The organism is Listeria grandensis (assembly GCF_014322885.1).
Lineage (GTDB): Bacteria > Bacillota > Bacilli > Lactobacillales > Listeriaceae > Listeria_A > Listeria_A grandensis.
Genome location: NZ_JAASUG010000007.1, coordinates 158,415 through 170,241 on the forward strand (window position 1 = coordinate 158,415; position 11,827 = coordinate 170,241).

General features: G+C 37.2%; 12 protein-coding genes. All 12 read right to left on the minus strand.

Annotated elements, in window-relative coordinates:
* Positions 1 to 150: 150 nt before the first annotated feature.
* The 12 genes from HCJ54_RS11015 to HCJ54_RS11070 all read right to left on the minus strand — a co-directional run bounded on the left by HCJ54_RS11015 (position 151) and on the right by HCJ54_RS11070 (position 11,697).
* Positions 151 to 900, minus strand: coding sequence for a LytR/AlgR family response regulator transcription factor (locus HCJ54_RS11015; RefSeq protein WP_187137660.1), 750 nt, complete (start codon positions 898 to 900; stop codon positions 151 to 153).
* On the minus strand, positions 878 to 2,215 hold the full coding sequence (locus HCJ54_RS11020) for a sensor histidine kinase (RefSeq protein WP_187137661.1): 1,338 nt from the start codon (positions 2,213 to 2,215) through the stop codon (positions 878 to 880). The genes HCJ54_RS11015 and HCJ54_RS11020 overlap by 23 nt, the downstream gene beginning before the upstream one ends.
* 303 nt (positions 2,216 to 2,518) lie before the next feature.
* Positions 2,519 to 2,767 carry a helix-turn-helix domain-containing protein gene (locus HCJ54_RS11025; RefSeq protein ID WP_187137662.1) on the minus strand — a complete coding sequence of 83 codons (249 nt, stop codon included), beginning with the start codon at positions 2,765 to 2,767 and terminating at the stop codon, positions 2,519 to 2,521.
* Between the two features lie 60 nt (positions 2,768 to 2,827).
* A complete protein-coding gene (locus HCJ54_RS11030) occupies positions 2,828 to 3,580 on the minus strand; it encodes a glycosyltransferase family 2 protein (protein WP_187137663.1) in 753 nt (250 codons plus the stop codon).
* On the minus strand, positions 3,577 to 4,839 hold the full coding sequence (locus HCJ54_RS11035) for a glycosyltransferase (protein ID WP_187137664.1): 1,263 nt from the start codon (positions 4,837 to 4,839) through the stop codon (positions 3,577 to 3,579). Before HCJ54_RS11035 ends, HCJ54_RS11030 begins: the two co-directional genes overlap by 4 nt.
* A 30-nt stretch (positions 4,840 to 4,869) precedes the next feature.
* On the minus strand, positions 4,870 to 5,790 hold the full coding sequence (locus HCJ54_RS11040; RefSeq protein WP_187137665.1) for an NAD-dependent epimerase/dehydratase family protein: 921 nt from the start codon (positions 5,788 to 5,790) through the stop codon (positions 4,870 to 4,872).
* A gap of 21 nt (positions 5,791 to 5,811) precedes the next feature.
* Entirely contained in the window at positions 5,812 to 6,480 is a 669-nt protein-coding gene (locus tag HCJ54_RS11045; RefSeq protein WP_187137666.1) for a sugar transferase, read from the minus strand.
* Positions 6,481 to 6,496: 16 nt separating this feature from the next.
* A complete protein-coding gene (locus tag HCJ54_RS11050; protein ID WP_187137667.1) occupies positions 6,497 to 7,759 on the minus strand; it encodes a lipopolysaccharide biosynthesis protein in 1,263 nt (420 codons plus the stop codon).
* Positions 7,725 to 9,044 carry a hypothetical protein gene (locus tag HCJ54_RS11055; RefSeq protein WP_187137668.1) on the minus strand — a complete coding sequence of 440 codons (1,320 nt, stop codon included), beginning with the start codon at positions 9,042 to 9,044 and terminating at the stop codon, positions 7,725 to 7,727. Before HCJ54_RS11055 ends, HCJ54_RS11050 begins: the two co-directional genes overlap by 35 nt.
* A 12-nt stretch (positions 9,045 to 9,056) precedes the next feature.
* Entirely contained in the window at positions 9,057 to 9,734 is a 678-nt protein-coding gene (locus HCJ54_RS11060; RefSeq protein WP_187137669.1) for a CpsD/CapB family tyrosine-protein kinase, read from the minus strand.
* The gene (locus HCJ54_RS11065; protein WP_187137670.1) at positions 9,728 to 10,396 is read right to left on the minus strand and encodes a YveK family protein; all 669 of its coding nucleotides are present in this window, start codon (positions 10,394 to 10,396) and stop codon (positions 9,728 to 9,730) included. The genes HCJ54_RS11060 and HCJ54_RS11065 overlap by 7 nt, the downstream gene beginning before the upstream one ends.
* Before the next feature lie 35 nt (positions 10,397 to 10,431).
* Positions 10,432 to 11,697 carry a nucleotide sugar dehydrogenase gene (locus HCJ54_RS11070; protein ID WP_187137671.1) on the minus strand — a complete coding sequence of 422 codons (1,266 nt, stop codon included), beginning with the start codon at positions 11,695 to 11,697 and terminating at the stop codon, positions 10,432 to 10,434.
* Positions 11,698 to 11,827 lie beyond the last annotated feature (130 nt).

Sequence of the window (11,827 nt, forward strand, 5' to 3'; positions counted from 1 at the left end):
CAAAAGCAATTTATGCTCCTGTGTCTACTATAAGCTTACAACAAAATGAACCAGCATTGTGTTACAAAAAAAGGAATTTTAATATTTAAAAAAACAATAGAAAGCGGTTTCTATATCGTGGTATACAATAGGTTCACCTTACTCTTAAGTTTAGATGATATTCCCATGTGCTATCAACTCTCGCTTAATCTTTGTCATCGTCCTTTTCCCTGCATGTATCGTATCTTTATTCTTAAACAATACCATCCCTTTTCTCAAATCTAAGTTCTCCACTTTTTTCGGATTTATGATATAGGCTTGTAAATTCAGTAAAAACTCTGTATATAGTAATCGTTCTTTCAAGCCCTTCATAGGCATGCTAACAACCATTACCTCCTTTTCGAGATGAATAATCGTTTTCTTAGACTGTGGTTGTGTTTCAATAAAATAGATATTTTCATGTTTAATTTTGTAAATCGACCTTCCTATCTCCAGTACTAATGCCTCGACCTTTTCATAGCGACTCCTTATCAGCTCCATAATTCCTTCTAGCTTTGCCTGTAACTCTGCCAATGTGAAATTAGATTTTATTAGGTAAGCTAGTGGTTCAATAACTAAATTCACTGCTTCAAAAAACCTTGATTTCAAAGCTGTTACAAAAATAATAAGCCCTGTAGGATCTATTTCCCTAACCTTAAGCGCTAGCTCGATGCCGTCTAATCCTGTTCCCAAATTAATATCTAAAAAATAAATATGACTACTACCTTTATACTTCTTTATATCTTCAAGTAATGCCTCTGGTGTCTCAATTTCATCGGCTATGCAAAATTTCATCGAGGATACCGTTTTATTTTCATTCAAGAGAAATAACAAACTGTCTCGTTGTATTTTTTCGTTTTCAATCACATATAATCTTTTCATGCTTTTTAAACTCCTTGTTATTTTCATCTACAATAAACTTAGCAATAAAACTATTTCCTTCGATTTTTGGGTGGAATGCCATTTGCTGTTCATCCTTTACAATCATCGCTACATTGTAGAGACCATAGCCTCGATTGCAGCCCTTGCTACTGTATCCGGGATGATATAAAGCTTTCATATCAATTTCACACGCATCATTTACCGTATTCAAAACTAGAAAGACTACGCTACCTTGCTGTTTATAAATAAGAATATCGATAGACTTTTCCTCTGATTCGATCGCGCCTTCTATCGCATTATCTAAAATAATTCCCAAGACTCGGATGCATTTTGTAATATTGACCGAAAGCCCCTCGATGATTTCCAATACCTTGATATTTATTTTTATCCCTTCCGATTTTGCATGAAGCATTTTTGCCCACAATAGCCCCTTTATCGCTAGGTTTTTTATTTCAGGCAATTCCATCATTTCTCCATCTGCATCCATCATCATGACATCAATATCTTTTAAATAATGCGTTAATCCTACATAATCATCCTTTTGGATAAATAGGTTTACAGAAATAAGTACGTTCTTAAAATCATGCTTTAAACCATTTAAATACCTATTTCTACTTTCTAGATTTTCTTGCTGCCCGGATATAACTTCTAAAAGTTCAATTTGCTGGCGAACTTTAATTTTTAGGCTGATCATACCTAAAAAATAAGTAACAATAAATATCATGACGAGCATCGTAACCATTGAATAGCGATAGTCTATTTCAGGTATTAAGAAAATGGCTACTGTTGCAGTTTCGATACAAATGGGAACACCCACAATCAATATTTTTACTAATAGGCTGCTCTTAAATAACCCCTTCAGCGAATCCATACTATTATAATTTAAATAATTTTTCATGATGGCGCTTTGTATAACAATGAAAATAAACTGCAGAACATAGCCCGTCACAATTTCTAAGCTGGTCAGTGTTCCAAAAGGAAAAGTCATGCTACTTGACCCCTCCATACCCAACAGTATTCCAAAACTGAAATACCATGATGTATTGAGTATAATATTCACGATTAGCAAATAAAACAGGGTCACCATCATATCTTTTGTACTTAGATAAAAAGATATGATAAACGCTGCATAAATAATCCATCCTCCGAAAATAGAAAGGTCGGAATAAAGAAAGGAGTTGCACGTATATATGCCGAAACAAAATGTCAGTGCAATAATCGCTTTCATTCGAATCATGTATTCTAGCGGCAATATGATGATAGGTGTTAAAAAATAAATGATGAACATCACGCTAAATATCATATTTTCCTGCATCTCGACCCAACCTTCTAATCATTAAAATCTTAAATCCCTCACTCCTTCTTCAGTATAGTCGAATATCCACCCACTGGCTGTAGTTAAATAATGAATTATTAGTCCATTACCCCCTACAAGAAAACGCTTTCTTTCTCTAAAAACATGAAATGCTTTAGTTCGCTAGACATAATCCAAATAAACCCCCGTGTTCAAACGACCTCCCTTGATTTGGATGCGGCAGGATACACGGTCTTACTCAAAAAAGATGGAATTCGTGATATCCTGCTTATTTTCATATATGTAGGTTCTCTTCGACTCTTTTTAATTTTTCTCAGGAGATTCCCTTTGAATTGATCGGTATTTTTCAAGTAGTTCTGGTGAAATCTCTTTTCTATGCTCGATTTCATAGCGATAAAATAGGACCGCGGAACCTTTCTTTATCCTAGTTATTTTCCCTCGATTTACAAGGGAATGAAAACATTGTTTCGATATTTCAAGATAATCAATCGCCTCCTGCCGTGATAGAAATTCTTGATCTAAAAAATGTCTAAGTTGCTCTTGTTTATCCATACTTCACAAACCCTTTCTTCCTTTTAATTTCGCTCCAGATACAAAAGAGAGCAACTTCTCTCATCTCTTGTTAGTTACTCTTTTGCGGATCGCATTATACGCATAAAAGCTAAAACAGAAGGCCGCGTACCAGTAACTTAACTTCTCTTGTGTCCGATACATTTTCCAAGTCTGGACTGCCATTTTTCCTTTTTCAGCGGAGAGCGAATCCTTCCTTATATTGTATTCTGCCAATACGATATTTAAGCCATACGCATGGTTTCCTCTTTTTAGAATCGATAGCCATGTCGCTGTATCTTGTCTCGTTCTGAGATCAGGCATCCTCACTTCACTAACTATTTTCCGGTCAATAATTACTGTGGAACAATTGATAATAGTGTTCTTAAGAAGATCGTGGTACGCCATGCAGCTTGGTACTTGCACAATGTTCTTATTTTTATGATCCACGATTCTTTCATATGACGTAAAGCTAAATCCTATCTGCTTATTTTTCATAAACGCCATCTGAAGGGCTAACTTCTTAGGATGCCAAACGTCGTCACTATCCAAAAATGCAATAAACCGTCCCCGAACCTCTTCTAATCCTTTGTTTCTTGCCGTTGCGGCTCCACTATTCTTAGAAAGTTCGTAGACGCGTATCCGAGTATTTTTTAAGTTCTTAACAAGCGCGACCGTTCCATCATTTGAGCAGTCATCTACTAGGATGATTTCAAGATGTTGGTATGTTTGATTTAATACGCTATGAATAGAAGTTAATACGGTGGCTTCACTATTGTAAGTTGGTATGATAACACTGACCAAGGCTTCTTTCATTTCTGCTCCTTTAAACCGAGATGCTTATAATAAAATTCTAACTGCTCCTTTTCGCGATCCCAGATATATTTTTTCTTTATTTTTTTCGTATTGTCCTTAAAATTTTGATACCGTGCCAGATCTTGTATCATATAATTCACACCCGCTGCGATGGCTTTTGGGGAATGGGAATCTATACAAATACCTACTTTATCTCCATCCACTACTTTCTTAATCTCTGGGAATTCACATGCTATGACTGGAATCTCTGCGGCGATATATTCGAAAAGCTTGTTCGAGGAAGCGGAATAATGATTGAAACAGGTATTATTCAACACTTGAAATCCGAGAAACGCTTGCTGTGTGTAGTTTTTCAACTCGTGTAAAGGCACCTTACTAATAAATTTCACCCTGCTAGTTAACTTTAATTCGATTACCCTTTTTTGCAAAGCGGCTTTTTGACGGCCATCTCCAATGAAAACGAGCGTCCCTTCTTTAAATAGCGGGGCCGCTTCCACTAGTTTTTCTAAACCGCGTCCTGGATTTATGACGCCTTGATATAATAATATTTTTTCATTTGGCGGCAGTTCTAAAAGCTCATGAATGAACTTGTTATTTGTGATTTCTTCTTCATATTCTGGATAATTATGAATAACACCTGGTAGAAAGCCGTACAATTGTTCATTAAAAGCTGCTCGCGTATCGTTCTCCACAATCATGAAATCTATTTTCTGAATGTAAAACTGTTCGACTTTTTTATGAAGCCAACCATTATAACCTTCACGACTTGTCTGTACCTCGTGAGAATCATAGATTAATTGCTTTTTTTGCAATCTGCTTTTTGCTGCAAAATGTGCTTGGGGCAATGTATTTAGATCGTGCGCTTGGAAATAATTAGCCTTTCTACTCCGAGCAACGACCGCCATTGTCATAATCGTGATGCCCATCAAAACAGTGCATTGAATTTTTGGGATCTGCAAAATAAAAAACACCATAACGGATAGTAGTATTCCGAGTAGATTTCCAACCAGTATCGCAATCGAGATGACTAATAAACATAATGCTAACAAAGTGACTCTTTGCTTTTTTTCACCGCCAATACGTGTGACATGGAAATATGGTACGACGGACTCCTTGCTTGGCAATAATGCTTTTTTATTTTCTTGCACGCAAATTAGTTCCACATCATATCCTATTTCCGCCAAGCTTTTCCCTTCTTTTAAAACGCGCGCATCATTTGAAAAATTATTGAATAGCAACATCACTATTTTTTTTCGCATGATCAGCTCCTCCCATCTATGCTAACCTTTTCATATAGTAATTAGATTGTACATTCTTTCAAGCCCTTCTTGTAATGTGTACTTAGGCTCCCATCCTGTTGCGTCTTTAAATTTCTGATTCGAGAGACAACTATTATAAACATCCCCTAATCGCGGAGCCATTCTTTTAGGGGTTATAGAGATTTGGAGGATATTGCTTACATGCTGAAATACCTCATTGATCGACGTCTGCTTGTTCGTTGCGATATTATAATTACCACTTCCTTTGATCTTAGTTGCCAAAATTAAGGCAGTTGCAATATCATCAACAAAAATAAAATCCCTTGTTTGCTCTCCGCTCCCAAATAGTATTGGTGCCTCTTGATTCTTCAACTTATTCCCAAAACATGAAATAACATCTTTCCCTAAACGATTCTTTTTGCCATATACATTAGCAAATCGGAGAGCACAGTATGGAAAATCATCCATTTTTTCATTCAAGGATAGATATTGTTCACATACCAATTTAGACATGCCATATGGAGAATGCGGCTTAGCATCAGACAGTTCCGTTAGCAAAGACGTCTCACTATTGCCATAGACTGCAGCCGATGATGCAAAAACAAAGCGTTCAAAATTGGCTATTTTTTTACAGGCGAGTAGCATATTAATCGTCCCCATGATATTCGTATCTGCATCTACATCTTGTCGCGCCATCGATGTGGGTACATCCACTTGCGCAGCCAAATGAATCACGTAGTGTGGCGAAACTTCCAGTATATAATTTGTTGCCTCCTCACTTCTAATATCGCACACTTTTAATGCTACTCTTGTTTCTGACGTCGATGTCCATTCTCCAGAACTCAGATCATCTATCACAAATATTTCATGAGGTGTCTCCAGTAATTCACGAAGAACCTGTGTACCGATAAAGCCACAACCACCTGTAATTAAAAATCTTTTTTTCTCCACATTCTATCTCCTCGCCTTCGTTTAAACTGCCCCTTTTGAGGTTAAAACTACCTTAATCGTAAGCATCAGAATACATATATCCAGATATAATGATTGATGCAAAACGTAATGATGATCCATCCGCATCTTCTCACCATTCGTGATTAAGCTACGTCCATTTACCTGTGCCCAACCTGTAATTCCAGGCTTAACAAGTAGCCGCGTTCTTTGTTCTTTTGAATAGTAAGCCGTGATTTCTGGTATTTCCGGGCGCGGACCCACAATACTCATATCTCCAAGAAGCACATTAAAAAACTGCGGCAGCTCATCCAAGCTTGCCCTACGAATAATCACGCCTACCTTTGTGACATTGGGATTTGCGACAGAACTATCTTTGAAAATAAAGCTATCTGGCACGCCCTTATCCCACCCCTGACCGTATTTTTGGGGATTCTTATTTCGTGGGCAGAACTTCATAGAACGGAATTTATAAATAGAAAACAGTGCTCCATTTTGGCCTGTTCGTGTTTGTACGAATAATACTGGTCCTTTATCCTCTAACTTAATACAAATGGCAATGAGAACCATGATCGGAGCTGTTACAATAATTCCTATTACCGCAACAAGTATGTCTACTATTCGTTTAGATACGATCCTGGCTCTCTTTTCAATCAATATGTGGTAACCTTTATCATTCGTTATTTTTCCCATATCAAATTGATTCTCCTTATGCATAATTCGCGTTCGTCGCCATCAATACTTGTGCCAAATTTCGTTGTCCGAGATACCACAACATCGCATTAAAAAAGGAAACAACGATACCGTAACAATACATTGCCAATAAAAAATCTACTTGTACTATCATAAAAACGCCTATAATACAGATGAGTTTCAAACATTCCCATCTCAGTTGCAAGCCTTGTTTGTTGATAATGTACAACACTTGGGATGTCGCGCCAAATACCGCTTGCGAGAAAAACATGCCCCCTAAAACAGGAACTAGCTGACCGGCTAATAACCAATTCTCTCCGAATACCCATGGAAATATGGTAGGAGCAAAGATAAATAATAAGAGCATTGGCACTAGCATGATGATAAATAGCCTCCATGTTAGCCGCATATATAGCTCGTACACCTTCTCTGGTTCTTTTGCGATATTTTTAGCCGCAAAGCTATAAAAAAACTGTGCCAATGAAATCGCCAAAAGAGAAATGGGTACCGCGATAACTCTTTGAACCAAAGCGTATTGTCCGCCATCAGAACTAGTAAAGACACCAATAACAAACAATAAGGGCAATTGCAAAGCTAGTGTATTAATCAGTCCTGATGGTGCCGAGTATAAAATGAAATTGCGATGTTTTCTTAATAAGTCCACAGCCTCTTTCCATGATAATGTCACCTTTTCCATGTGACCCTTCTTAGCAACATGTTGTAATACTAATATACTAATTAGTTTGCCCCCAACATCTCCTAGGAGTAATCCTGACGACTTAAATACTTGAAAGAACGATAGCGCACTTTGAATCACGCCTGTACTCATAAATTGTATTCCTTTAGTTGACGACAATGTTTTATATTGTTCTAATGCCATATTTTGATAATTATAAATCTGAATCATGCTCGTGAAAATAATACCTAAGCTAATCAATATCATCGTGATAAAGCTAGGATGTATACCTACGAAATTCAACAAACTAATGTCAAAAAAGATATAAAAGATAAATAATACCAGGCTGATCAACCACACAATCGTGAAGCTTAATTTCATTAATTTGTTAGCTGATCTTATATCTCTTTCTAAAGGTATCGCTTTCTCCAGACTCAAACTCGCAACCTTAACAACAATAGTAATGACCGTAACACAAGCAGCATACGTCCCCATTGCTGTTTCAGAATAAACACGTGAAATGATCGGTGCAAATAACATCATTATTAGCTGAGCTAGGCCATTTCCACTAAATAGCGTTACTAGTATTCTCCGATTTGACATTTACTTTTCCCTTCCATAAATCACTGCGATACACATAATTCAATGCAATCGCAATGAATATCCCGTTTGTGATGAGAGCTATAATAAACGAACTATCTACCAGACTCCATGCCGGCATAACCATCAATGCTACACTAACCATAAAATTCCGATTCTGTGCAATGCTATCGTAAACCCAGAGAATGGTGGCTAGCAATAAACTAAAAACAATAACACCCGCATACCCAAAAGCGGAGTATCCATCTGCCCACATATTTGCATTAGCAGACATTTTCTCTGATCCAAAGTATACAAAACCAATGATGCTACTTGGATTTGCGTTGTATGGATACTCTACAAAAAAATGAAATATCGAATGGCCTAAATACGTTTTGGGATTCGTCGAAAAGAAGTCAAAAAATAAACTGGATAGCGCTCCTGGTAATAACAGCATTCTGCGAGTGAAGATTTCAGTGAATGTAATCGTGTTATTGCTATAATCCATCAACAACGCTATCCCCACAAAAAGACTCATACACCAAGTAAAACGAATACCAAATGTTCGTCCCTTATTTCTAAGGCAAAATAGTACCATAAACAGCAAACATGCAGATAAGACAACACTTTTATGACCCGTTATCGAATAGACATATGCCTGACCAAAGATACCAATAAGAATGAGTAGAAGTTGTCCTTTCAACATACCAATAGCGATGAGGAACATATCCATTATTTTTGACAGCCAGGTAATGGCATATCCGGACAACCTACTAGCCTCGCTTCTAAAAACTTCTCGCACGCCATACACATCTTTGAATGAGACAAGGTTCACATGAAATCCAAACGATTGGATAATAATCCCATATAACATAAGCATGTATAGGAATAAACTGATATTTACTACCGAAGTTGATAGTCTGCTATTTTTAATAGGAATCAAAGGTATTTTTCCAAAAACATATAATGTTCCGAGACTGATGAATACGGATAATTTAAATAACCAAAAGGAGTCAAGTGGATCTTCTCGTATAAAGTCTGGAATAATGACGACGGGGATGTAAGCAAATAAATACAAAATCCAGTAAATGACTTGTGACGGGCGATCCACCTGGTAATCAGACCAAAAACTCGGTAAAACTGCCATAAAGCCAGAGAGCAACATAATCCAAAGTGGAGGATGTAGATTAATGAGTTGGTAATAGCTATACGCTGGTGAAATTAGATTAATATATGTCACATAGAGTATCATTACATAAAGAGCGATTCCCGCAATGACTACCACTCTTCCTATTCTTACTTGCATCATGCGCATCCCCAGCTATTCCCTTGTATATTGATAATAATAACTGGAATCATGCTTTCTCCTTCTCACTTTATTTCTAACAATCCCCATGATATCAATATTCTGCATTTGGTACTTATCGATACAGGACTTCAATTGTCGTTTTGTTGTTTTCTCATTTTCTACGACGATCAGGACGCTATCGCAAGCATTGCCAATAATCGAACTATCAGCTAAACCGCTTGGGGTGGAATCCACAAAAATGAAATCATACTCGTTGCGGCTACTATCAATAAAATCTTGAAAAATCGGCTTACTAAGAAGTTCTGTAGGGTTATATGGTAGTGGCCCACTCGTAACAATATCTAGATTTTCAATAACTCGTTGAACGATATCTTTTCCTTCAATTTCATTTAGCAAATCTGTGAGTCCGCTAAAATTTTGGAGTTTGAATAGCTCATGTATTGTTGGAAGGCGAAGGTCGCTATCGATAATCAATACTTTTTTTTCGTTTTTTGCCATGAAATATGCTAGGTTGGCAATAGCAGTTGATTTGCCTTCGCCTTGTCGGCATGATGTAACCATGATTACTTTCATATTCCGCTTTTCAGCTAAATATTGAATACTTGTACGAATATTTCGTAGTTGCTCTGGTATGATACCTTTTTCTTTTGTAATTAACTGTCGTTCGGAGTGCTTCTTTCTTACTACCATTTTTCAACCTCTCCTATAATAGGAATATTGGTTATCTCTTCAATGTCTTCATCTTCTCTAATTGTATTATTGGTCAATATCATAATGGTTATAACGATGATACCTGCCACCAATCCAATAAATAATCCTAAAGCTAGACTTATTTTTATATTCGGCGATATCGGAATCGTTGCATCTTCCACAGTTGCTCCTGATAATAGTTTCACGGTACTATTTTCAAATAGTTTACTCACCTCAAGTTGCATAATTTGGACGGTGGTGTTGACAACCTTAACCGCTTGTTCTGGTGAATTTGCTTGATACGATATAGAAATAATTTGTGACTCATTCTCATTTTTTATGCTCAGGTTCGTAGTAATTGTTTTAAAATCTTCTTTTAACTTTAATTTTTCTTTCACTTGATCGATCGTTGTATGACTTTTTAAAATTCCAGAATACGTACTGATTAAGCGATTGTTGGTATTGGAATCTAATCGAAAACCTTCATTTTCTATTTTCTGCGGCTTAACAAATATGTCTGCGCTTGCCTGATACTTCGGCACCGCTATTTGCATGAGCCAAAATGTTGTGCCACCTATACCAATGATCGAGGCTAGCATCAGTATCCAGAAATACTGTTTCAGGTGCTTAACAATGATGCGAAAATCAATCATTTTTTCCATATTTCTACTCATTCCTTGTTCATCATTTTCAACTTCTAATTACGTACTTTTTCGTTTGCTATCTTAAAGATGTTTCCTAGGTTTAATAGCTGAGCTTCGTCGCTTACACGTTGAACAATACCTTTTGTATCAAAAATAACTTTGTTCCTCATGCCACTCGTATCCATGTATTTAAATTCCGAATGATCGGTAAGGACTAATAATAAATCAGCATTTTCAACGGCTACTTGCATCTCTCGCTCTACAAAATGTAAATCTACATGTGGATCATAAGCGACTACTTGGTATTTCCCAGCTCGTTGTAATTCGAAATAGATATCCATCGCTGGACTCTCACGCGTATCGTCAACATTCCCTTTATATGTCAATCCAAAAACTACAATTTTTTTCCCATCGATATTCGTCATTATTTCTTCTACTTTACTCCGTATATAGGCGGGCATTCGCTGATTAATCGTTCGGGCTTCCCTAATTAGTTTAGCTGTAATTGGTGCGGCGGCTATTACAAAATGAGGATCTACAGCTAGACAATGTCCGCCTACCCCAGGGCCTGGTTGATGTATATTGACACGAGGATGATGGTTCGCAAGCTTGATGACTTCTAGCGCATCCACACCTAATTCGTTTCCGATTTTAACCAACTCGTTCGCAAGTCCAATGTTAACATCACGAAATGTATTTTCCATGAGCTTTGATAATTCTGCAGTGGAAGCATCTGTCGGTATTAATTCGCCTGTTACAAATGTTCGATACAGTGCCATGCCAGCTTCCGCACATGCTGGCGTCGCGCCTCCGATAATCCTGTCGTTATGAACGAGCTCATGCATTATCTTACCTGGTAATACGCGCTCTGGACAATGCAATAAATAGACATCCTTCCCTACCTTCAACCCTGTCGATTCGATTAATGGCAAAATTTCACATTCAGTAGTCTTCGGGCCAACTGTAGATTCAATAATAACTATATTTCCTAGTTGCAAATATGGCAAAATGCTTCTAACTGCCTCGATCACATGTGTGAGATCGCATGATTTAAGCGTATCGTCTTTATTTGGTGTGGGCACCGTTATGATGAATGCATCTGCTACCTCTGCCTCCATTTTTGCGATAAAATTACCTGAATCGACTACTTCCTCGAACCCTTCTTTCAAAAAAGGTTCTTCTTTTTTAATTTCCAGATTATTCAATCTATTTACAATCCGTCTATTCACATCAACACCTACTACTTGATGTTGCGCTTTAGCGAGTACGATTGCGGTTGGTAAGCCGATGTATCCCAACCCCACAACTACTATCTTCAAATTTTGCACCTTCTTTTTTATTTTAAATTTGGTTGGGGACTTTCACCACCCTGTTGATCTTTTGTCGTATCACTGTCTTTATTATGCGTGAAACTTCACAAAAATACAACGCGGTTTCGTAAAATGGATC